Genomic DNA, 26,244 nt, shown 5'->3' on the forward strand with positions numbered 1-26,244 from the left:
ATTTCCCATGTAAAATTTAGATTAAAAAAGCCCATAGCCTATATTTTTTTTATAAAATAAAGTCTAAGAGCTTTTAAATATTATTTTTCAAATCCAGCTTTCAATCTTTTCCCAAATCTCATTGCTGTATAGATTATAGCAAGGACGCCGACAATGCCACCTATTAGGGTTGCTGTCTTTGTAATTTTTACAAGACCATTGCCTTCTTTTGCGTCATTGGCACTTGCCACAAATTCTCCAGAAGGAAGTTTAAATTCTTCTGCAGGGCCAGATTCGTCCCTAATCGCATTTACCAAAAGCCTATCGGGTCTTGGTGGCAAAAATGGACTACAGGTGAGAAGGGTAATCATATCAAGATCTCCCCTTGGAGCAAGCTTTGCCCAATCATATGGCCCGATAATTTCCTTATCGCTTACCACATAACGCATGGTTTCATTGGCTCTTTCTATATAAATATAGTCGCCACTTTCAAGTTCATCCACATATAAAAACATGGTATCGCCCCACCAGCCTCTGTGGCCGGCTATGGCTGACCTTGTACCCTTGCCACCAACAGGAATAGCAGTTCCTGCTACCTGGGCAACTCCCTTTGATATGTGTTCAAGAGTCGCATCTAGGTATAAAGGCAAATATTTATCCAGCTTTGGTATAGAAAGATAGGCAAAAGGTGTGTTGGTTGTCCTAAACATCTCGTACTTATTTTCGTAATCCTCAGTTGTGAATGGGTCTTCCACGGAAATGTCAGTATCCTTAATCATTTCATTGTAGGCTGCTGCGTTTTTATTTTCTTCTTCAATCTCTTCTGCCGGCTTTGCAGCTTCGATTTTCTCGAAGGATTTTTTCTCAGCTTTGGCCCTCAAATCGTGGTAAGATCTCAAAACCAAAGGGCTGGTCAAAAGCACTAGGCCTAGCAATATTAATATATATCCCAAAAAGGATTTTTTAGTTAATTTGATTTCTTTCTTCAATTTCTCTCAGCTCCTTGCTTAGATTGTCGGTCCTCTTCTTTTCCCTAAAAAGGGTCAACAAAAGGATAATTATAATCGGTATGAGTACCAAAACCATCCTGAAAAAGTCAAACCTTGCCCTTGGAGTGTTTGCAACACCATCGTCGATTGCTTCCTGGTAAGGAATCCTCACCCCACGGACCAAAAGCCTGTGGGAGTTGATCATGTAAGGTGTACAGGTTAGTAGGGTCGCATAATCCTTACGCTCAACTACAAGGACTGGCTCAAAATCAGAAGGCTCTACAACCTGGATTTTATCAACCTTATAGGCAATAGTTTCCTTAATATTTGTAATATAAAATATGTCGCCATAGGCAAGTTGGTCAAGATTTCTAAAAAGCTTGGCATTAGGTAGGCCCCTGTGGGCTGTGATAACTGTATGGGTCGAATCTCCACCGATAGGAAGAGATGTACCCTCCAAGTGGCCGGCACCCTTCTGCAAGACATCCTCACTAGAGCCCGCCCTTATTGGAATATCAACCTGAATCTTAGGAATCCTAATATGGCCAAGCATTTCCTCAACTTCAAGCATCCTGGCATATTCAGCACGACCTGCCTTTTCCATATCGGTATAAGGGTCGGCTAGCCTTGATGGATCAAGAGTACGGTTATAAGCTGCAGCCAGCGCCATCCTCTTGTCGAGGTCCTCTGGCGCAAGTTCTTTGGCGGCCTTTGTGAAGGTAATAACTTCGTCTTCCGCCTTGATTTCATAATACTTCTGACTTATCAAGGGATAGGAAAATATCAAAAGTCCCAGGGTGAAAATCGCCATGAAGATTAGTCTAGACCTTGTCTTTCTAGACATAATCGTCATCCTCACCCACTAGGTTATCAAACAAATCACCTTGGGTATTTGTCCTAGGCTTCATAAATCCGCCCTTGGTAAATTCGCTAATCTTCTTGAAATACTCCTTATTATCCCTTCTTAATTTCAAAATCAGGATAATTAATAGAATAATTAAGCCAAGGGCCGCAAAGAATAGGGTCCTGAAGATCCAGTTATTCCTGCTTTCCCTGATTAATTCCTCATCAACCGCTGGCACATATGGTACCCTGTGGCCCCTTACAATAAGCCTGTGGGTATTGATCATAATTGGTGTACAGGTCAAAAGAGTCGCATAATCGTGGCCCGGACTAATCATCAAGTCCTCAAAATTTGAAGGCTCAATTACCTTAATCTGGTCAACCTGGTAGGCAATAATGCCCTCGATATTTTCAATATAAAACTTATCCCCGATTTCCAATTGGTTTAAGTGGGTAAAAAGTGTCGCCTCAGGCAGACCTGAGTGGGCAGTCAAAACCGTATGGCTTGAATTGCCACCGATTGGAAGGGAAGTACCCTCCAAATGGCCAACACCCTTTTGCAAAATATCCTCACTTGTACCTGCATATATCGGAAGCTTTTGGTTAATCTTTGGTATATCAACAGTCCCAATCATCTCCTCAACTTCAAGCATACGGGCGTATTCCTTGCGGCCCTCCTCTTGTTGTTTCCTAGTATATGGGTCTGAAGCAATCTTTCCAGAAAGTGAATCATTGAAGGCCTTTGCCAGGTTAATTCTCCTGTCGATTTCCTTGGTATCAAGCTTTTTGGCCCCAGTCGAGAAGGTCTCAACCTGCTCATTTGATTCAATCCTGTAATAGAGTCTTGAAATCAAAGGATAAATCATCACCAAAAATCCAAGCAAGAAAATCAGCCTAAAGACCCAGCGTGATTTCTTTTTATTAACTTTTTTTCCCTTAGCTTTTCCTTTAGCTTTTTTCTTCGCCATATAAATCCTTTATGTAAAAAGGGGCAAAAGCCCCGTGCTTCTATAATATTTTACTTGAAAATTAAAAATCTCAACTAAATTCTAATATGTAAAATAAGGACCCTTCAAATGAAGGATCCTTCATATTTTATATTCTTTGCACCCTCTCTGTGCTATTAACAAGTTTGATACCCATCATGAGGAGAATCAAACCAACTATAGCCATAACCACGATTCTAATATCGCCAGTCTTAACAAGAGGAGTCTTCACAATCCTAGTAATTTCATTAGGTGTGTATTTGGTTGTAATAGTGTTAGTCTTACTAACAATAGTCTTTGGAACATAAGGTTCATTTACAATCTTCTTTGCAGGAAGCGAACTACTAGCCGCATCCACAGTAAATGGAGTAAGGTCATTTACAATAGTGTGATTTTTTGGAGCTTCAACTTCCTTAAGGGCATATTCGCCATAAGGAAGCCCATCAATCGCAAACTCCCCATTATCCTTAGAAGTAAGCTTCACTTCCTTGCCATTTACAAGATATTTTTCAAAATTAGATCCAACCTTCTTCATCAAAATAAACTTAGCACCACCAAGCCTATTTTCATCCTTGGTAGAATCTATCTTAACAAAGTTAAACCCACCTGTTGGAGTCTTTGGGGTTGGTTTTTCTGGTTTATTCTCAACAATTAAAACCTTAGTATTTCCTTTTTCATCAACTGCCCTAGCATCCTTAACTTTAAATTCTATCTTATTAACAGATAAAATATACTTTTCAGGAGCCTTTGTTTCCTCTAGATAATACTCTCCATCTTTTAAATCAGAAATATAAATCGCACCATTACTATCAGTTACAATTTCTTCCTTACCATTGGTATCTTCTTCATAATAAATACCAGTCTTCTTGAATTTAATGAGAGTTCCATCTTTTTTATACAATTTGAAAACAGCATCTTTTAGATATTTATTCTTATCAGCTGCATCTATTTTTCTAAGTATTGGAGTAATCTTATTTTTTACTGTAACAGTTCCACCAGGACTAACATCTTCAGATTTATTACCTATATTAGCTTTATCGTATCCTGGGTGTGGAGTTTTTTCCTTAAAGTAATATTTACCTTCTGGCACATTCTCAACGACAATCTTTCCATCATCGTTAGTAATAAGAGAACTTGTCTTTCCTTTATCTTTATAAATATAAGAACCCGTACTACCATCAACAGTAACAACCTTATCGCCGTCTTTATCTTTTCTGTAAAGCTCAAATTCTACTTGGTTGAGCTTAATATTTGAATTATCCACATCTTCCTTAATTAGGACAATCCTATCACTAGGAACTTTTTCAGTGACCTTAGCTTCTATTCTTCGAACTTTCTTATTATTTGTAGTTTTTTTAGATAGATGAACCACGAAAGTATTGAGTTTCTCATTGGCAATCTTCTTAGACTCATCAGTCTCCTTGATAAGGTAATAACCCTCCTCAAGGTCCTTAATTGCAATATTTTCTTCAGTCAATTTAGTAAGTTCAGGATCATCGCCCTTATTAAGTTTAATCTCTTCAACAAACTTGCCATCATAAACGAGCTTACTCTTTTCTGATAAGACTCCGTCTTTATCAAAAAGCTTTTTCTCCTTAAGCTTATCCTCAGCTTCCTTAATAGAAACTTCCTTCTCGCCTGATTTGTGAAGGCTTTGCGCCAAGTCAAACATTTCCTTATCGGTCATGCCCTTATCAGCCTTAAGCTTATAAACCTTAACTTGTCTGCCAGAAGACTTGATAGTACCGCCTTCTTTAACTTCTTTTATTAGCTTGTCCTTTTCATTGATTTTGATCCCAATATCAATGCTATACTTCCCACCATCAGCCAAAGCACCGCCACAAGGAAGGAAAATCCCCACAACCATGACCAAAGCTAATAGAAAAGATATGTACTTAGTCTTAAGTATATTTTTCATAATTCCTCCAAGAATCCAAAAACCAAGGCAAAATCAAAAGCCAAGGAAAAACACACAAAACTTGCATTTTATTATAGTTTTTTATGATATATTTGACTTCAAAAATAAATATAATAAATTTCTTCTAGTTATAACTATTATATCACAAAAGCTTTGAAAATACTATGAAAAATAAGAGATAAGTCAAGTTTTTTGGACAAAAAACAAAAATAATCCCAAGTATTAATAGTAATAGAAAATAGAATTCAATTATTGAAAATAAATATAAAAACCAATTTTACTATTACTACAAATTAAAATTTATTTTAAAAATTCTGTAAAGAAAAGATTCTCATATTTTTATAACCATACCTTTTAAGTTAATCACACAAAATCTCATTCCAAAGATAATAATAGAGACCTCTCGTTGCTCCGCTCTGTCGAGGTGGGATTGCTTTATATACTCTGTCAAGATGCCTAGAAACCCACAACCCGTCTCGAACGACTGGAAGGAGTGAGAGACCTCTATCGTTCACTACATCATGGGGTCCGTAAATGCACCGTTACCACCTCTATAAAATAACACCCGTCTCGAACGAATGTGAGAGACCCCCATCGTTCCATATGAAAATCGTTCTGTAAATCCATCGTCAACATCTAAATACAACACCACCCATCTCGAACGACTGGAAGGAGTGAGAGACCTCTTCCGTTCCCTACATCATAGGTTCCGTAAATCCACCGTTATCACCTCTATAAAACGCCCCAACTAAAACAAATCATAATACAATTCTCTAAAATAAGGATTATCCTTCTCTACCAAAGCATACTTCTTTTTTCGACTATATTTTTTTATCTGCTTCTCCCTGGCCCTTGATTCGTAAAAATCATCTCCACATTCAAAGTAAACAAGCTTTGTAATATTATATTTAGCAGTATGAGCTTCTGGGTCAACGTGGTTCTTATGCTCCCACACTCTTTTTTTTAAATCATAAGCATGGCCAACATAAAATCTTTCATTACTTTTATTCATAAGTATATAGACATAATACATAAACCCCTCCTGTATTTATTTTATTATATAAGATTTCTCCTAATAATTGAAATATTTTAATAATAAGTAATGATACTAGCAATTAAATAAATTCATCCCGATGCATCCACAAAATCTCATTCCAAAGATAATAATAGAGACCTCTCGTCGCTCCGCTCTGTCGAGGTGGGATGCTTTATATACTCTGTCAACATGCTTAGAAACCCACCACCCGTCTCGACCGGAGGTAAGCCCGTCGGCTCGTGGAGACGAGAGACCTCTATCGTTCCCTACATCATGGGGTCCGTAAATGCACCGTTATTATCTATATAAAATAAGATCCCAATAAGATATCCCGATGCACCCACAAAATCCCATTCCAAAGATATTAATAGAGACCTCTCGTCGCTCCGCTCTGTCGAGGTGGGAGGATTTTTTCTCTCTCTTGTGTTTGTAAGACATAGACTTTCAAAAGTCCCCTAAATTCTTTTTTATACAATTCCTACAAGTAATAATTAATATATGAAAACCCAAGAAAAACTCAAACACCACCACCCGTCTCGAACGACTGGAAGGAGTGAGAGACCTCTATCGTTCACTACATCATGGGGTCCGTAAATGCACCGTTATTATCTACATAAAATAAGATCCTAATAAGATATCCCGATGCATCCACAAAATCCCATTCCAAAGATAATAATAGAGACCTCTCGTCGCTCCGCTCTGTCGAGGTGGGATGCTTTATATACTCTGTCAACATGCTTAGAAACCCACCACCCGTCTCGACCGGAGGTAAGCCCGTCGGCTCGTGGAGACGAGAGACCTCTATCGTTCCCTACATCATGTGTTCCGTAAATACATCGTTATTATCTACATAAAATAAGATCATCATAAAATATCCCGATGCATCCACAAAATCCCATTCCAAAGATAATAATAGAGACCTCTCGTCGCTTTGCTCTGTCGAGGTGGTATTGCTTTATATACTCTGTCAACATGCTTAGAAACCCACAACCCGTCTCGAACGAATGTGAGAGACCCCCATTGTTCCGTATGAAAATCGTTCTGTAAATCCATCGTCAACATCTAAATACAACACCACCCGTCTCGAACGACTAGAAAGAGTAAGGGACCTCTATCGTTCCCTACATTATGGTTTCCGTAAATGCATCGTTATTATCTATATAAAATAAGATCATCATAATATCCCGATGCTTCCAAATGCACCCAAGCCAAATATAATAGAGACCTCTCGTCGCTTTCCTCTGTCGAGGTGGTATTGCTTTATATACTCTGTCAACATGCCTAGAAAACAATCACCCGTCTCGACCGGAGGTAAGCCCGTCGGCTCGTGGAGACGAGAGACCTCTATCGTTCCCTACATCATGGGTTCCGTAAATACATCGTTATTATCTACATAAAATAAGATCCCAATAAGACATCCCGATGCATCCACAAAATCCCATTCCAAAGATAATAATAGAGACCTCTCGTCGCTCCGCTCTGTCGAGGTGGTATTGCTTTATATACTCTGTCAACATGCCTAGAAACCCACCACCCGTTTCGACCGGAGGTAAGCCCGTCGGCTAGTTGAGACATGCGCCTGCCATGTGCAGTCAGTTCGTCGGGTCGGGGGGGAAGACCCGTCGCCTTTGGGAAGTCTAGCCCGTCCGGCTCGAGGAGGACACCTGTTACGATGAAGATTGGTGATCCGTTACCTACTTTTTTATCCTAATATCATTATCAAATTAATTTAGCAACTCAAAACGCAAATATTATGTCATTAATAGTGCAATTTTGCTAGTAGTTATCATTATCAATCGGTTGGGGCAATCTATAGTATTTATAAAATGTTTAAAAGTTTCTTGTGTATAATAAGCTACCTGTCAATTTGGTATAGAAAAAGAGGAGATTTTTTCTCCTCTTTTCTTGTATAACTCAATCCACGTACTGGCGATTGGGTTTATTTTTAATTCTAAAATCTATTAAGCTTCAACAGCTTGAGATTTTTTGTAGGCTACGAATGCACCTGCCATGATTGCAAGACCTGCTACGATAAAGATTAGAGATCCGATACCACCTGTTTGTGGGATTGTTACTTTCTTGTTTACTAATCTTTTAGCTTTTGTAGTATCTGTTGTTGTTGAATCAATTGTTGCTGTTGTATCTTCTTCTTTGCTTCCTGTCTTCATGATTTTAAGGTCAGAATAAGATTTAGCATCTACAGTGAAGTCAAATTTGTTACCATCTGCTGGAAGACCGTATCCTGCTGGTGCAACAATCTCGTGTAGTTTATATGAACCAAAATCAAGTCCAGTTATTTCCATAAAACCTTGGCTATTTGGTGTTAGAACTACTAGGTTAGCACTTAGATTATCTTTTGTTCCGAATCCATCTTTCCATTCATATTGGATAGATGCTTTCTTTTTAAGTCCTGCTATTTCTGTTGCTTTTTCATCAATAGCTGTTTTCTTTTCTGTTCCAGTTTGACCTTTTTGATTTTCTGCTGATAGAGCATTATATTCATCTACTAATGTTTGTAGTTCGCCTTCTGCTTTTTTAAGTGCTGTTTGTTCAGCAGTTAATTGTTCAGCAGTTTTGTAGTATAGGTACTTGTTATCTTTCTTCATTATTAAGAACTTACCACCAACTAGACGTGCAATATTTGTGTTGTTATCATCAGTTTTTACAAATCTGTATCCACCTGATGTAACTGTTACTTCTGGAGGTGTGATTGGATTTGGGTTAGGGTTTTTCTTATTCTTGATTATAAGCTTACCTTGAGCATCATGTGAGTAATTAGCTACCCAACCTGTAACTTCTTTTTCTACTACTCTATATTTTGCGTCTTTGTCAAGATTTTCAAATTTACCACTAGTTTTTGATGATGTAAGCTCAAGTGTGCTTCCTGCACCTGTTTCAGCTTTCCATGTATTTGTTGCTTGATCCCATTTTTCTAGATTTAAAGTAATTGTTAGGTTTGCTGGCCATGTTTCAGTGCCTGTGCCGTCTCCACCTACAAATGATTTATTAACTTCTATTTGTGTTTTGTTCTTTTCTGGAATTGGGTTTTTATCTCCTGGTTGTGGAGTATAACCTGGTTTGTTTCCATAGTGGAATGAAACAGTGTTTGTTTCTGGGTCTACTGGACCTGTTAAACCGTTAAGAGTTGCAGAATATTTTAATGTAAATTCAACTTTTTGTGCTGCTTCGTCAGCTATTTTGTTATATACTGTTTTGCCATCAATAAGTTTAACGCCGTCACCTTTGTTTAGTGTTTTTTCTAATACCTTTTTGATACCTGCATCAGTAAGTTTCAAAACAAAACCATTATCAGAAGGTTCTACTGTATAATCTCCTTTTGCTAGACCTAAATCTTCTTTCTTATCTCCGTATGTTGCAGTAATTGCTACATCGCCGTTGTAAGTTAAACCTTCGCTCATTCTATCTGACCAAGCTAGCATAACTTCTTTTGATCCTGCTGGAATTGGTGTTGTAACAACGTAAGGTACTTTGGCACCTTTGTCTAGTGTATAAACTTCATTTTCTCCATTTTGTGTAACTGTAACTTTGTGTGATTCTTTGTTTGCTGTATTTGCATCTTTATCTAATTTCTTATCAGTTGTTTTTTCTGTCAATTTGTTTTTTGGATAAATATGAACATCACTTAGTTTTGCAGCTGTAGTTTTGTCATAGATTGGTAATGTAATCTTGAATGGAACTGCAAGTGCTCCAGTGTGATTTGCAGGAACTTCTGATTCTACGAAGTAGTATGTTCCGTCAGCAAAGTTTGAAAGTGTTACTTTACCATCTTTATCTGTAGCTTCAGTCTCTACACCTTTAACTTTGATTTTGTTTTCTGTAAATAAAGTTTCATTTGCATCAATTATTGCTTGTACTTGGGCAGGTGTTTGAGGATTTGATTCTTCAATCTTAGCAAGTTGTGCTGTATTAACTTTGTAATAAGTAAATTTAACTCCTGGTAAACCTTTTGGATTTTTGCCATTGAAGTATTCTTCTAATTTTTCTTGAGTTAATTCTTTACCATCGTGGTCTTTTGCTGTTACACCATCAAAATCATCAAGTTCAATTTTGTGGATGGTTAGGTTTGTAGTACCGTCAGTTGCACTAGCAGTCGTAAATGGTGCTACGAGGATTCCGAAGACCATTGCGAATGCGGTCAATAATGACAAAATTTTCTTTTTCATAATATTCTCCTTTATATTTTTTGTCAGTGTCGCTGTGAAAATATCCGACAGGATATTTTTCTCAGAAAGGCTAGCGACTTGCCTTTCGTGCTGGTGGGCCAGCTGCTTATAGGGGGCGTCCTTTTGTGATATACCAGCGGGACGGCCTATAAATAGTTCTTTTTCTATGTCTAAGGGACTTGCCCTTTTAGCTTTGCCTTAGGCTCTTGCCTATAAAGCCAAGCTTTCCTTTTCTTTATTATATCATAAATCAAGGATTAGTAACATTCTTTCTAGCTCAAACGAGCTGCCATTTCTCGTGCCCTGTACAAGCGGCAAGGGATTTGGCTTTATAATCATAGGCAAGAGCCTAATAATTATTGTGGTTGTGGGATCTCTTCGTTTGGGAGGTCCCGGGGTTTATAAGATTTCTCAGTCGCTCCGCTTCCTTAGAAACGGCACTGAATATTGGGGATTGTTTCCCTTCGTTCATAATGGTCCAGCGTTTATGAGATTCCTCGTCGGCCATGCGGCCTCTGTCGGAATGGCGCTGATTATTGGTTTTTGGATTCTACACCATATCCTTAACTCAATTATTACTAGAGATTTCTCGAGTCTCCTCGAGCCGACGGGCTTGCTTTTGCTCGCTCGAAACGAGGGGGAGGCAAGAGCCTAATAATTATTGGTTTTAGAATGACTCTTCGTTCATTCTGGTCTAGCGTTTGTAAGATCTCTCAGTCCTCTCTACGTGCCGAGGGGCATACCCGCTCCTTCGAGATGGCGCTGGTATTGGGGGTTGTGGGATCTCTCCGTTTTGGAGGTCCCGGGTTTGTGGGATTCTTCGCTTCGCTCAGAATGACACTTTAAGTTTCAGTTTCACTCTTCGTACATCCTACTCCGACGTTTATGAGCCTGGAGTGGTGGGGATTTATCCCCACTTTTCTCCTAGACTCCTATTGCTTGTTTCTTCTTATGGTATACGAAGGCTCCCATTACCATTAGTGCTAGACCGATTGCTGTGAATATCGCTGTGCCCACACTCGCTGTGAATGGGTATTCGGCTTTTTTGTTTTCAACCTCGATTGGTTTGCTTAAGTCTATATCACCCTTAGTTGTAAATGTGTAAGAGTGGTTTTCGTAGGCATCGCCTTTGGTGCCTATATGGAAGCTTCTGTCTTCATTAATCTTATCGCCTATAACTAACTTAGATCCAAGATCTAATTCTGTATTTAGGTATAGTTTTGAACTCATGAATAATACTAGAGTTTTATTTGTAGTAATATCTTCGTCAGTATTTTTACCTTCGAGTTCTTTTACTAGGGCAAATAGGTCTATTTCTTTTGTAGCATAATCCCTACTACCGTAATCACTTAAATCTAAAGTAATAGTTTTTTGTGTAGAATTGTTTGTTCCATCTGTTAGATAAGCTGTTATGGAAATTCCTTTATCTATAACCTTATCTCCAGTTGGTTGACTTGCTTTTGGTAGACCAGAAAGTGTTAACTTCGAATTGTTCTTAGTATAAGTTATTGGCATTTTTTCTGTGTTGTACTTCATTGTAATACTAGTATCATAACAGTTAACAAATCCCCAAGTATATTGCCAAGTTGCTGTCTTATTTACATTTACTTCTGTTACAAATTCTCCATTTTGGGCCTTGTCATCTACTTTTATTTCACCATCAAGATAAGAGAACTCTTTTACATTAAATCTAGGCTTGATATAGTGGTCAGGTGCCTTGACTTCTTTGAGTGCGTAGTAGCCATAATCTAAGACTTTAAACTCAACTAAACCATCTTTTCCAGTGATAAACTTATCACCTGCCACAGCTTTATATCCATCTGGAACATTGTCGCCTTCTTTTAGTACAAGTCTTTCAGTTTTGCCATTAACTGTTTTTTCATAAACCTTAAGCTTTGTGGTGTAATCTTTATCTTCAGCATTGGCTTTATACCAAACTTCAAATTCTGCACCAGCAAGCTTTGACTTATCGCTTGCATCAACTTTTACAAATTTGATTTTTTGTGGTTTTTTGTTGACTACTGGTATTGGTGTACTACCTGATTCGTCAACTCTTACTGGCTGAGTACTACCAACCGGTTTATTATTTGGATCAGTTGTAGTATTTGTATCTTTGTTACGGTGGATATTACCAGAAGCATCTACTTCAAATTCTAGGATAACTCCTGATATTTTTTCATATCCAGTTGGTGCTGCAGTTTCTACTAGTTGATATTTACCAGGTTTTAGTTGTTTAAATTCAGCTATACCATCTTCACCCGATGTTACTATTCCACCTTGGTAGTCATTCCATTTGCCTTCACCATCTTGGATGTTAAGTGAGAATGATGCACCCTTTAGAGGCTTACCATCTTGGTCTACCTTTAAGAATCTAATCTTATTTTCTGGGTTTACAGCTTGGATGCTTAGGTCTGCCTTGGCATTTGTAGAGTTTCCAAAACCATATACTTGGTCTTTTCTATTAACATACAAGTAATACCCAGCAGTTTGGTAGTTTCTATCAAGTTTACCGTGGCCTACATAGGCTGTCTTATTTTTATCCTTAACTGTACCTGTAACCTTAATGATATAAGATTCAGTTGCTTTGAATCCTTCTTTAAAGGTCAATTCTGGTTCTGAGCCCTTAGATAGGTCTTGCAATGATACTAATTCTTTTGCTTTATAATTAGAATTAGTTTCATCTATACCGAAGGATGCTGGCATAACATCGTCAATATCTTCATTATTTGTAATATCTATTCCAGTAATTTTGAAATTATAAATATTTTGATCTGAGTGATAAATAAATGTAGATGGTCCAATATATTTCTTATCTCTATTAATGTAATAATAGTGGACAAATTCCCCAGTTTCTGGATTAAATTTAGTAATCTTAGAACCTAGGTTCATGAAGCTTACCTTATCATCTTCTCTTGATATCATTGAGTCGTAAACAACTTTTATATCTTTTAGTTGTGTCTCATCATCTTTTATGCTAAATCCAACTTTTTCATTACTATTAGTCTTCTTAACCTCCTTTAGATTAATGAAGGCTGTTAGCTTATTAGAAAATTCTGCTAACTGATAAGTCTTGGCATAGTCTGTGAAGGTATAGGTTATAGTTCCATCTTTTCTATTGTAGTCAGCCTTGGCTATTGTACCTACTCCATCTGCAAACATATCAAGGTTGGATGCTTCGTCTTCAAAGATACCATTAAGGTCAATGTTCTTAGTTAGATTTAATACGAAATAGTCACCAGGTTTAATCTTTGTGTTTGGATCTAACTTAAAGGTATTAGCAAATTCAAAGACTTCACCTAAGTGTGGATGAATTTCCCCATCTGCTTTTTGTTTGTTGTCCTTATTTTCTGGATTTATGACTGTCATCTTAGATTCACTTAGTGTAATCTTATCTGACAAGTTGTCTTTCCTTTGAGGAGCCTCTCCTGCATATGGGTCTAGGTCCTTACCACCCACTGTGAAGTGCCAGATTTGGTGGTTGTTGATATAGCCACTTGGAGATGCAACTTCTTCAAGTTTGTATTGACCTATTGTAAGTTGGTCAAATACAATTTCACCCTTTTCATCAACAGTCTTTATTGTGGTTGTACCATTTAAAATATTTGTTAATTTAAATTGTGCTCCTGGTTTTAGGTCTGTTTTCTTGATTGCCTGTGCATCTTGGTCGACCTTCTTAAGTTTTACCTCACCTTTTCCTGGCTTAGTGTTTACTATCTTACCCATGTTCTTTGCAGTGGCGCTTGTTACGAAGTCCACTAGCTTACCATCTTTTTCAGATGTGGATTTTTCAGGAACGTATTGGTAAACTCCATTTGCCTTGTCATATTCTAGGGATATATATCCACTAGATTTAGGAACAATTTTGGCATCCTTGATATTGTAATCGCCATTTACTCCTACAATTTTTAGGTCTTTTAGAAGAACTTTGTTTTTGGTTGTATCTTGTTCATGTGGATTTATGATTTTTGTTGTTTCAACATTGATGTCTGTTGATTTAGCATCTTTAATTGCAACAGTTTCGCCTTTTGCATTTACCATTGATAGGTCTGAAAGCTTATGAACTTCTGGATCAGTATCAGAGAACTTAATTTGAATTGATTTAATATCAACTACTTCTCCTGTTTCAGGATGGACAATTTTACCAGAGTTTGTCTTTATTGTTTCAACTGTGAAGTATAGGAGTGGACCATCAATTGGTTTGTAGTCCTTTGGTGCCTTTACTTCCATTAGTCTATAACGTCCTGGGCTTAGTCCTCTGAAACCAAAGTATCCATTGAAGGCTGATGCTACTGTAGATCCTGGTACATCTATAAATCTACCTAGTCTTTCTTCTTGAAGTTTAAAGACTGCACCTTCAAGCCTCCTCTTTGTTACTTCTTCGCTGTCTATTTTATAATTAGGGTCGTCTTGACCGTGTTTTGAGAAGGTAACATTGTAGGTTTCTTCGTCGTTCGTAATAGACATTCCATCTTGGCTAATTTGGTTGGTCTTATTGGATGAGTATAGGGGCTTGATATCTATTGTTGTTTTAACTTGCGCTAAAGTTGCATCTGCGACTTTTACCCACTGATTATTTATTAATTTATAAGGAGTGTCAATTTTACCTGTTCGATAATTATTACCATCTGTCCAAGTAACATTTTTACCAACCCAGTTAGGATATTTATTATCTAGTGATAATTTTTTACCCCATTCAGTTGGGTCACCTTTTTTGTGGATGATTTTTCCTGATGAATCTTTTACATCTTCCTCATAAACTCCACCAAGTGCTGCAGCACCTGATTGGTAAGAACCATCTTTTCGCCAATAAAAGTTTCCGTATTGGTCTTTGGCTTGTGAATAAAAGTATCTTTCTGTCAAGAAATCTATATTCATTTCTATTTTTCCGGTTTGTTCTTCGGTGATATTGTCATCGTAGAAGCCTTCAACATCTATATAGTAGACTCCCTTATCAAGGTTAAGTTGGTCTTCGTCAAAGCCCCAGTCAAATGGTCTCCACCTTGCGGTGTTAATCATAGACACATTAGGAGCTGACAAGTCATATATGCTTAGGATGTCATTTAATTTTGTATCGTCTGGATCTCCAGTTAAACCTGCAATTTGATAAGTTGACCTATAGGCTGTCTTAACACCATACTTTCCCTTGTAACCTATTTCAGGCGTTTGACCTGGTCTGTCAAACTCTTCTCTTTTTATTACTGGTGTGATTTTTACATTGACTTTTTCATTGCCAGTGTAGTTTCTAGTATCAACATAGATTCTTTGAATAAAGGTCTTAGATTCTGTGTTGATATAGGTCATTTTACTAGCGTATTTAATTCCGCTACCAGCATTTTTTAGATAAGATGAGCCATTAGTTGTATTTGCGTCTTTGGCCTTATCAGAAGTGACAAAGTTTGTAGGTGTATTTTCTGGACCCTTGTACTCGGCCTTCATAGTTCGGGTAGTTGGGTCTTCGTATACACGAATCTTCCAGTCAGCATTTATTTTCTTGTAGCCTTGTGGAGATGTTACTTCTCTTAAAACATAGTAACCTGGTTTTAGTTTAACTTCACTGCCATTTTTGATGAATTTAACAATTCCATCTGCACCAGATATACCAGACATAGATGCTTTTTCTTTGCCTTCTCCATCTTTGTCAGTTATATTGTAATTCTGATCTGCATTATAAAGCTCAAATGTCGCGCCTTCAAGTGGTCTATCACGGAAATCGTGCTTATATATCTTGAATTCAAGACCAACTTGCTTGTTGGTTATTTGTGCAAATTTATCCTTAGGGATTTCTATTCCTGCGTACTCAAAGTTTGCTGATACACTAACAGCTGATGCCGGCATCTTGAATCTATTACCAGTAAGTGGAACAGGTTGTCCATTTGCTGTTACTGAATAGCCTTTAAATACATATCCTGGGCTTGCTAGAGCAGAAAGTGTTATTTCTTCTCCCTCATCAGCACTTGTTGGAGATGCACTAACTCGTCCATTTTGATTTTGTGTAAGGTTAACTTGATAATCACCTGGGTTTGATCTTTCAAATGTTCCAGAAACTGTAACATTTGCCTTTGGCATGATGAAGTAATAACCTTGTTCATCAGATAGGACAGGTACTGGAGTACCACCTTGAGCATATTTTACGCTTTGTTTTGTATTCTTGAAGCCTTCATATGGAGTAAGTGTAATCCTTACCTTTTCTCCTGGTTTATTAATTCTTTGGCTTACAGTTACATATCCACCTGGAATAGTACTTTCTGTATCTGCGGTGTAACTTCCAGTTGGGATTGTTTCTACTTTATAGTCTGCAGCTTTTATAGTAACTCCGACAGCTGGCATGATGAATGAACCATTTACTCCATCAAAGTCTAAATCTACATTTCCGGTTCCGTCAGCCTTTCTTACTATAACTTTGTCTTTTTCTACTTCATAGCCTGGTATAGGATCTACTCTAAACTTAACAATTTCTCCTTCTCTCGCTTGGCGATTAAATCCATCTGAAATCTGAGTAATTGTAATTCTTCCTCTATCGTTGTTTCCTTCCAAGCCTACAGGGTATGTTGGGTAAGTTTTTTCGTTGAAAGTTACACTTACAATTACATCGTCAGCTGGCATTGTGAAAGAATATTTACCTTTTTGTAATTGTGGTCCAATAGATGTATTATCTGCCCTAACATCAGTTACTTCAATTGTGTCATCTTTTGGAGTTACAGTTACTGTAACAGTTTCTCCTACGCTAGCTTTGTCTTTATCAACTGTAACACTTCCTAGTTTAGGGTCGTTTACACTTGTTGTAATGTTAAATACAGTTCTCTTGAAAGTAGCTTTAATAACAACATTTTTGTCTGGCATATTGAAGGTGTTATTGGTAACATCTTGGATCTTAGCACCATTTTGATCTTCAATCCAAATTTTATCTATAGCATAACCCTCTGTTGTATTTACTGTTAAAGAAATTGGTTTACCTTTAACTGAACTACTTGGATTAGCTGTTACACTTCCTTCTGGTCCGCTATAGTTTGTAATTGAAAACTCTGTTGGCTTTGGTTTTAGCTTAAAGTAAGGCTTTAAGTTTACATTTTTCCCTGGCATCGTAAAAGTATTTGTTGTCTTGTCGACATTTTTTATAAATGCACCAGAACTGTCTAATACATCTATCCTATCAAGCTCAGAATCACTTTCAGGAGTTACTTTTACTGTGACAGTATCGCCTTCTTTTGCTGTCGAAGGTGCGGATATTGTTCCATTGCCTTCTCCTGCCTTTTGTAAGGTGTAAATGTTATATTCTTGTGCAGCTTTAGACTTAAATGTTGCATTAACTGTAACATTTGATGCTGGCATGTTGAAAGTCTTTGTATTCTTAATATCATATGTTCTTCCACCATAGCTATAAGTTAAAGTATCTAATTCATAACCTGTTTTCGGTGTTACTGTTAAGCTAACTTGTTCATCTTTCTTGAGTTCTTCTGTCTTAGCAGTTGTAACACTACCATTTCCATCAGTGTTAATGCTTACTGTATAAGTTTGCTCCTGAATTTTATTTATTCCTGCTTCGTTTAAATAAGAGTCACATGCCCAAGATGCAATCTTTGTGTTGTCATATGGACCTGATTTATTAGCAAATTGGTAATCTGCTCCTAAACCAATTGTTCCATCATTTGCATAAGAAGATTCAACTTCTACCAATATTGTCTTACCTTTTGGAAGGTCTGACTTAATCCTCATAGATGGACTACCATCTCTATTATTTTTAGGATTTATTGTAATCTCATTTTTACCAGTAATATTATCTATTGTTGAATTTGCATCAACTTCATAGAATTTAACTGTAGATATTACCCTTGTACCTTGTTTTATATAAAGGTCATTTAATTGATTATTATTTTTCTCTGGCTCTCTATGGATTTCAATCTTACCAGTAAAGTTATTAGTCTTTGGTTTGAATAAGAATATTTGTCTAAATTTCTTAGTATTAGCATCCTTATTTATCGCAGTGATTTTTGTTTCCATATAAGCATCACTATGGGCTTTGCTAGTTCTGCCCTCAGACTTACTTGGGTCAACTGGTTCCCAACCAGATCCTTGACCAAGTGCAAAGCCTACTAAATCATCACCTATTTCTAAGCCCATGTTGTCGGCTATGGAGTTAAAGGCTGCTAGTCTTGCTGACCTTAGTACTGGTTTTAAGGCGTTTAGGCCTTGGGCTGCTGGGTCTTCACCTACAGATATGTTTGTATTTGAAGTTGACCTAGCTTCTTTATTTTCCCTTATAAAGGTCTTGCCGTCTTTAGAAACTGTTACTGTCCAGTCATTCTTGGCTTGTTCGTAGCCTGGTGCTGGTTTAGTTTCTTCTAACTTATAGGTGCCTGGTTTTAGGTTATCAAAAGAAATTTTTCCGTCTTTTCCAGTTGTCATTTCTCTTTCTGTTTTGCTTTCTCCAGGACCTGTTAGTTTAAATGTTGCTCCTTGAATTGCTGAAGGAGCAGTTCCCTCTTTAACCTTTTTTAAGGTAAATTTATAGGTTTGAAGTTCGTTACTTACATCTAGGGAGTCATCTCCTATATAAGAACCTTGGATACCTTTAGATTGCTCTAGTACAGGACCTGCTTCTTTTATAATGTTGACTCTTTCGTAGTAGTCAGACTTCCAATAGGTTACCCCATTTTCAGTCCAGTCCATACCAGTACCAACACCTTGATTGAAATCTTTGTAAGGAACTTTAACATCGACTAGGATTGGCTTATTAGTTTCTGGGAATTCTAGTTTTAATCTAGTTGGTTCTCCAAAACGAGTATCGTCCTTGCTTGCTGTAACATTCTCTGTAATGTTTGTCGGGTTGTACTCTGCAAGCCTGATGTCTTCAATATTGCCTGTGACAGCCTTATCAAGTGTGAATACTTGGTAGTCTTCATTGGCTTTGGCACTTCCATCGTACCAATCCATGTTTGGATATTCTGGTTTTTCTCTATGGATAGTAGCAGTAGTTTTCCCTATTCTTAGAGATTCTGGGTTTAGGATGTATCTTTGGATAACATAACCATCAGTTTTATTTATACCAACTATTCTTGTACCTAGTTTAAATGGATTTGGATAGTTAGCTGTCCAGTCTGCACGTCTATTGTCATAAAGGTTCCAACCTTCAAGGCTCCTGTTTCCAACATCAACCCAATTAACATTTTCTTTTTCAAGAATTGAGTTTAGCTTATTAGTAGTTCCAGATTGCTCCCTGTAGTTATAAACTCTCTTGCCTTGATTATCAATTACAAGAACCCATTTCTTATCTAGTGGTTTATAGCCTGATGGTGGGGAAATTTCTTCTATAATATAGGTTCCGTTTTGAAGCGCACCAAATTTTACAAGACCTTTTTCATCTGATTCTACTTCAACTGATTTGAAGCTAGCGTCATTATGTTTGGTTAATTTAAACTTAGCTCCTTGAAGTGGGTTTCCCTTATCATCCTTTTTATAGACTATAAAGTCTTGACCCACAGGCTTGTTGGTTATTTCTATATTTATATTCTTGCCATCATAAGATTGAGTTGAACCTGAAACTCCAGATTCTGTAATTCTAATATTACCATCACTAAAGACGAAGACTTGCCATTGCTTGTTTGTCTTAATGTGGTCATCTGGTGCCTTAAATTCTTCAAGAATATACCTACCTGGTGCAAGACCAGTGAAGCTAATTTCTCCATTAACATCACTTGTCCTATATATAGGATTTCCTTCTTCTGGTCTTAAGACGAAGATTGCACCTGATAGTTTTTTAGTCCTTTCAGCTTCGTCTAATTTTGTGATTTTAAACTTACCTGGAGTATATTTTTTGTTAATTAGACCAGTGATTTCTTCATAATATTTTGGAATTTCTTCACCTGTTTGGTCTGCTGTAGCAGTGTTGAAGTTGGCACTGTTAGCGAAGGCTGATTCCATGCCTCCTCCATCAGAGTATGCGCCGTTATTCATGTAGAAAATCCTTGATAAGTTTATGAAATTCTCTACGTCTGTTATCTTGAAGGTTTGTTCTACTATGAATCCTTCTTTTTGTGGAGAAATATTCGGCATTCTCACTTTTAGTGGGAAAGTAGTGTGAACTCCTCCAGTTGTTTTTATTTTTCCTGGATCATATTCTAGACTAACTCCATTTGCTGAACTAGAAGTCTTTTGACCTGGGTTAATATAAGTGTGATAGAGCAAAGCATAGGTGCTTGGATCTTGCTCTGGCCTTACACCATAGGATAATGGCATATTGTAGTTAACAGTTATTGTATCACTACCTACTTGTAACTTACCCATGTTCGGCTCAGTACGATATACCTTAACATCTACTAAATCATAAGCAGGTTTATAGCCCTTACCTTCTTGTCTGGCTATCCTAGTATTTTTATCATAGTTTGTAGACATCCAGTTAAATTGAAGTGTCTTTGATGTTCTACTATCTGCCATTGGGTTGAAGTAGGCCATGGCTGTTACATACCACTGACCATCATCACCTTTGTAGATATCTCTAAAGTAATATGATTGTGATGGTTGGCCAAAGCCTGTATCATACCTACCATAGTCTCCTACAATATCTTTAGTGATTTCTTGTTGTCCATCTACACCTGATTGTCCTGGAGCAACTGTAATTGTAAAAGGTTTTATACCAGAGTTTTGGAAATAGTATTTGTCTGGAATCATACCCTTTAGGTCTACACTTACTATAGTTTGTTCTGGTTTAGAGTTCTTATTAAAAACATAGGTCAATAGGTTAGTCTTGTAGTCAAAATATGGATCGGCTATATCTACCCCACCTTTTCTGATTTTAGGAAAACCAGAGAAGTATTGGGTAAAGTCTAGGTTTGGATCAAATTGAATTTCAAATCTTTTGCCAGGGGTACCATCACTTATAGTGATGTCTGCGTGGTATTTTAGGGATTCAAACATGTAGGCTTCCCACACATTTGGTTTTTTTCCCCACTTATCTGCTCCACCTTCATTGTACTCTAGTCTTTGGCTAACATAAGTTACATTAGGTTTTTCTGTTTTTTGAGTTTCTGTTCCCTTTTCAATCCAGTAATCTTCACCGATAACTGGTTGGCCTGATCCTTTTTTAAATTTTGGCTTATAGGTTACTTTGTTTGATTCGTCTACTGTTACTTCGTAGTAAACGTTGGATTTTAAATAGCCATCTGGAGCATTTATTTCTTCTATTGTATATGTTCCAGGAATGTGGCTGTCAAAGTTTACATTACCTTCACTATCAGTTAGTTTGTTAGCTAGAACGTTGCCATCGCTGTCTTTTAGTACAAATTCAGCATTTGAAACTCTTGCTCTCTTGCCATCCTCTTTAAATTCATTGGCAAATTTTGAAATCTTAATCTCGCTTTGCTTAAATGCTTCATTTTTGATAGTGATGGTTGGAATATCATCTTTATTGGTATTTTTACTTAAAGTGACATTTTGTCTAATATGGGAATCTTGTGGTGAGTTATGAACTAGCCAGTCATAGGATAGGTTGGTTGAATCTTTGTCCCCAATATTTCCAGTGACTTTTACTAAGAATCCCCAGTCATCAGCAAATCTTTCTTTAGGGAAGTAAATTTGATAAGCATTTTCTCCTAGGTTGGCAGATTGAATTGTTTTTCCTGTAATAACTTTTTTATTTCTTTTATCATTAATTAGGTTTGATCCAGATGTTATATTATTTACACTTGATAGATCTTGGGCTACCATAGCCTGTCTGACTTGGTCCCTATAGTATGGATGGACATCATAAGCTGTAACATTTGTATTTGTTAGACTCACACCAGGTAAAGTAATATTTAAGTCAGTATCCTTATCTGTTGAACCACCGGCTTGTTTAGCTCTTGGTTTTAGGTAAACATAGAATTCTACATTTCCATTTGAGTCAACCTTGCCATAGTGCATAGCGTTCATAAAGTCTGGCCAGTTAGGATAGTTGCTATGTTCTACCATTTGAGTCTTGCTAGAACCTGTTTTAAGAACAGCATTGTTGCCTGTTACAATTATTTCTCCATTTTCAGTAATAGTTACATTCTTAGTTTCTTGGTCAAGTTTGTAACCATTTGGAGCCTTGGTTTCTTTTAGTACATAGTTGCCAGGCCCTATATTTCTAAATGTAGCTTCACCATTTTTGTCTGTTGTTATACCAACACCTGCACCTAGTAGATAGTAGTCTGCTCCTTCTAGCTTTATATCTTTTCCATCTTTATCCTTGTTCTTATCAATTTTTATAACTGTAAAACTTGTTAGAGTCTTTCCTTCCCTAACTGCTGAGTTTCTAATTAAGTAGGTTTTGGTGTCTTCTTTATAGTAGTTGGAGTTTTCGCTGTATTTGTATTGTTGACCATTTGCAGAAAATGGTTTTTTTGGAAGATTTTGTTTAATTCCAAGCTTATTTGCTACATATACTTGCTTGCCATTTTCGTCTTTGAAGTCCCAGAACTTGACATTTGGAATAGTAATTGTTCTTGAGCTGCCTGTTTCTTCTCCAACTTGTTTTGAAGCTATAACATTGCCAGTTTCCTTGTCTATGACCTCAATTTTTTGGCCAGGCATATTTTGGTCTTTTGGTAAGGTCCATTCTTGTTCGACTATTACATCTTTGTATTTAGAAAGACTAACTCCGCTTAACCTGTAGTCCTTGGCTGTGTTTTGGCCAGATGTGTCATCAGTTAGGTTTGTGTCAATTTTATATACTGCGATATTACCAACTGCTTGGGCACCTTCTGGGTCTTTTTCTTTGGCTGGTATTTCAGTAATAGTATTTTCTGTTCTCTTAACTACCATTTGTCCATAAGTTTGGCTATCTGAATTTGTATCTATACCATAGACAACACTTTTACCAGAATTAAAAGTTTGACTTCCCTCTAGTTTTCTAGTTTCTAATGGAAGGCCCTTGTTTTTGTTTGGGTTTGATTCTTTTTCATCTCCAGATGATACTTGATCTGTTACTGTCCACTCTGCTTCATTAGCTGATTTAAACTTACCTTGAATAGTAGTTCTGTTATTCATGCCGACACGAGTTGGTGTTGCTTCACTTATGGCATCAGCCTTATAGGCATCATCTAATATTAATCTAGTTGCTCCTAAAATATTGTTTTTATTTGTTAGGATACCAGATACATCTAGCATATACGCAGATTGGACTCTTTCTACTGGTGTGTAGAAGGTATAAAGTAGGTCAGTTGCGTTTTTGTCAAGAGTGTGGTGCTTAGAGTCAACTATACCTGTTGCATTTTCAAGTTGTTTTGTTAATGTAACTTCCTGTCCGTTTAATTTAACATCTTTTATTTCTTTAAGACCAGAGCCTTCAACTGCTGTTAGGTTTAGTCTAAAGCCTAGATCTTTTAGGTCATCTGTTGAGTGAACTTTAACGGTCCAGTTAATGCCTTGAATTTTTCCATTTTCAACAGCTGGTTTACCATGAGCGTCCACATTAACTGAGTAGGTCCTGTCATGTTCATTATCAAAGATTTGGATAACATCGTGTCTACCAGGTTCTATTATAGATCCTGCTGGGTTACCATTCTTGTCAATTCTTTGTGGAACTAGGTCTTTTGGTGGATTTAATATTCCTAGACCTGAAACTTTATTTATGACTGTAAATGTTCCATCTGGGTCAAGCTTGATTTTATCCACATTATAATCAACAGGGATATCTAGTGGAACACTAATATTTTCCGGAATAGTTCCTTCTATATTATAGGTAATAATATTTTTTTCACTATCGTATGATGGATTTGCAATTACTCTTCCATTGTAATAGATCGGCTTTAATGTGTTTTTATCTTTAACTGTAAGCTCATCATCTAAATGGATTTTGAAATATTGGTAAGACTGTATTGCCCCACCTGCATTTGAAGTTTGGAAGATTGTCTTTACATGGAATTTCTTATCAGCTAGGCCGGTCTTTTCTTCATCTGTCAGGCTCCTAGCTTCCCCAGCTCCCACTGCTGGTGAGATTATATTATCTCCCATGTCAAAGAGCATGGATGGTCTGAAGTTATTTTCCTTATCTTTTGCTATTAGTTTCTTTATAGCTTCGCCATTGTCATCCATTAGTTTGGCTTGATCGGCTTTTGAGAGTTTGTATTTTTTCTCAAAGCTATCTAATAGATTTTGGATTTCTGCTAGGCCGTTTTTTTTGTCGGCTAGGGCTTTCTTTAATTCCTTGTCTGCTTTTTGGAGGTCGGTTTGTCCTAATAAGGATTTTAGGCCTTCAACAAGTCCTGCTTCTTTTTTGTCTTCCTTTTTTGCTTCTTCTTTTAGCTTATCAAGATTAGCATCAAAGACTTTGATGGCTGATTCTTTTTCATTCTTATCTTCGGAAGGCTTTTCTGATTGTTTTTCTGTTTGTGGTTTGATTTCTGACTTTTCTACTGAAGGCTTATCCTTAGTCTGATTTTCCTTTTTATCTTGTGGTTTTTCTTCAGAATTCTTGCCATCTACCTTTATTTGGCTTTCTTTCTTTTCTGGATATGCATAATTGATTATTTCATCAAAGTTTAAATTAGCTGCCTTGTTTTTTTGTTTATTAAGTCCAGATAGGATTGCTTCTAGGTAAAATCTTAGGTCAGATTTTTCAATTTTATTGTTGACCGCTAGGGCTTTTGTGAAGTCCTTTAGGTCTTGGTCGGTAATCTTGCCTTGGTTGTAAGAATCAAGATCTTGAGCAAGGCTTTCTATAAGAGATTCTTGATTGCCTATTAGTTTGCCTTCTGATTTTAATTTTGCTATTAGGCTATCTTTGTTTAGGATGATAGCTGAAATTGTTTCTTTTTGAGGATTTACTTTTTCCCCTACTGGAATTTCATTTCCATTAGCATCTGTTACGACGATTTGTGTGTCAGAAGTTTTTTCTTCTTTTTTGTCTTCAGTTGATTTGTTTTCTTCTGACTTTTTATCATCTACTTTGGTTTCTGTAGATGGTTTCTTATCCTCTGCTGGTTTTTCTACAGGTTTTTCTGTTGGAGTTTTGTCTGCCGGAAGAGGGTCTTCTTCGTCATTTGATTTTTCTTCTTCATTTCCTTCTATATATATAGGATTTTTTAACTCGCTTTTATTTAAGGAATATGATTTGATATTTGTGTTTTTCTTTGAGACTTTTGTTTGTAGGCTAAGTTTTGCTATAAAACCTTTTGGTATTTCGAATTTAACCTTTTTTGAAAAGTCTATTTTTTGAGAAAATTCCCTTTTGATTTCAAAACCGTTTTCGCTTTGTTCATAATAGTCTAGGCCTATTTGTGAATTTGTTGCTTCTTGGTTTTGATCAAGGTCGAAACTATAGGTAATTTCTTTGTTGTCCTCTTCTTCGTTTACTATGTAGTCTGTCCATGTAATGGTGTCATGACTTGCAAATAGTCCTCCAAGAATTCCTTCTTTTTTGTAGTCGCCTTTTGCTTTTGTAGATTTTTCTTCCTGGTTTACAAGTTGGATTATCTCGACTGTTTGGTTATCTACAATAGTAACGCCTGTTTGTGCCTTTAGGTTGTAGGTAAATACACCGGCTTCTTTGTCAGCTTCTTTTAGACCTATGATTAAGTCATATGGTCTTTGATCTTTGGCCTTGTTCACATCTGCTCTAAGCTTATAGATTATTTCATCACGTACTTTAGATTTGATTACAAGGCTTTCAAAATCTTCTTTGAAGTCTGGGTCGTTGGTTTCAGTATCTGTGCTTGCTGATACTAGTTTTATCTTGTTAATATTTGAAGTAGGTGTCTTTGCTATGGTTAATGAAAGATTTTCATCACTAACTTGGTTTGGGTTTTCATTCTTTGCTTGGTTTTTTCTTTTGGCCTTGATTGTGTAGTCTATCTTTGTCAATGACTCATCGAGGGTCGATGTGATTTCTAGACTATAGTCATCCAAGTCTTTTTCTATTTTTGTTTGGTCTGTGTTTTCTACCTTGGCTTGATCTTCCTTTTTTGGTGCAAGGCCCATGATAGACGAATTTGCATCGTAGACTACAGGCTCTGGTGCACTTGCAAAGGCTGTAGGTGGGATTGACATAGATATGGCAACAATTGATGCAAATATTTTTCTAGTTAGTAGACTCATTTTCCCTTTCATAATAACCTCCTTCCTTTCTCTTCGTTCTCCTTAATTTTGTATTGGAATTTTATCTTAGCTATATTCACTTTTGTCCGATATTTTATCATTTTCATAGTTAAATCCTTGTTTTGATATATTTTCAATTATTTTTTAGTTTTTTTGTGAAATTTTGTTAAATGCCGTTTGAGTTAAATTTTTCTTTATATTTCTTACTATTATAATATAACATTTTGGAAATTTTTACAAGAGAAAAGTCTCTTGTTTG

At 36.8% G+C, this 26,244-nt stretch carries 7 protein-coding genes; all 7 read right to left on the reverse strand.

What is annotated here, in order from left to right; all coding sequences use genetic code 11:
* Window positions 1-80: 80 nt before the first annotated feature.
* Window positions 81-968: a class C sortase gene (locus K8P03_RS01920; protein WP_223417922.1), complete on the reverse strand. Its 888-nt coding sequence runs from the start codon at window positions 966-968 to the stop codon at window positions 81-83.
* Window positions 943-1,812 carry a class C sortase gene (locus K8P03_RS01925; protein ID WP_223417924.1) on the reverse strand — a complete coding sequence of 290 codons (870 nt, stop codon included), beginning with the start codon at window positions 1,810-1,812 and terminating at the stop codon, window positions 943-945. Before K8P03_RS01925 ends, K8P03_RS01920 begins: the two co-directional genes overlap by 26 nt.
* A complete protein-coding gene (locus tag K8P03_RS01930; RefSeq protein ID WP_223417926.1) occupies window positions 1,805-2,779 on the reverse strand; it encodes a class C sortase in 975 nt (324 codons plus the stop codon). The genes K8P03_RS01925 and K8P03_RS01930 overlap by 8 nt, the downstream gene beginning before the upstream one ends.
* Before the next feature lie 127 nt (window positions 2,780-2,906).
* Window positions 2,907-4,715 carry an MSCRAMM family protein gene (locus K8P03_RS01935; protein ID WP_223417928.1) on the reverse strand — a complete coding sequence of 603 codons (1,809 nt, stop codon included), beginning with the start codon at window positions 4,713-4,715 and terminating at the stop codon, window positions 2,907-2,909.
* A 748-nt stretch (window positions 4,716-5,463) separates the two neighbouring features.
* Window positions 5,464-5,748 (reverse strand): GIY-YIG nuclease family protein, encoded by a 285-nt coding sequence (locus K8P03_RS01940; protein WP_223417931.1) that lies wholly within the window; start codon window positions 5,746-5,748, stop codon window positions 5,464-5,466.
* Window positions 5,749-7,712: 1,964 nt separating this feature from the next.
* Window positions 7,713-9,935 carry a SpaH/EbpB family LPXTG-anchored major pilin gene (locus K8P03_RS01945; protein ID WP_223417932.1) on the reverse strand — a complete coding sequence of 741 codons (2,223 nt, stop codon included), beginning with the start codon at window positions 9,933-9,935 and terminating at the stop codon, window positions 7,713-7,715.
* A 924-nt stretch (window positions 9,936-10,859) separates the two neighbouring features.
* Window positions 10,860-25,997 (reverse strand): SpaA isopeptide-forming pilin-related protein, encoded by a 15,138-nt coding sequence (locus K8P03_RS01950; RefSeq protein ID WP_223417933.1) that lies wholly within the window; start codon window positions 25,995-25,997, stop codon window positions 10,860-10,862.
* Between the last annotated feature and the right edge of the window lie 247 nt (window positions 25,998-26,244).

Origin of the sequence: Anaerococcus murdochii (assembly GCF_019957155.1) — a bacterium.
Lineage (GTDB): Bacteria > Bacillota > Clostridia > Tissierellales > Peptoniphilaceae > Anaerococcus > Anaerococcus murdochii.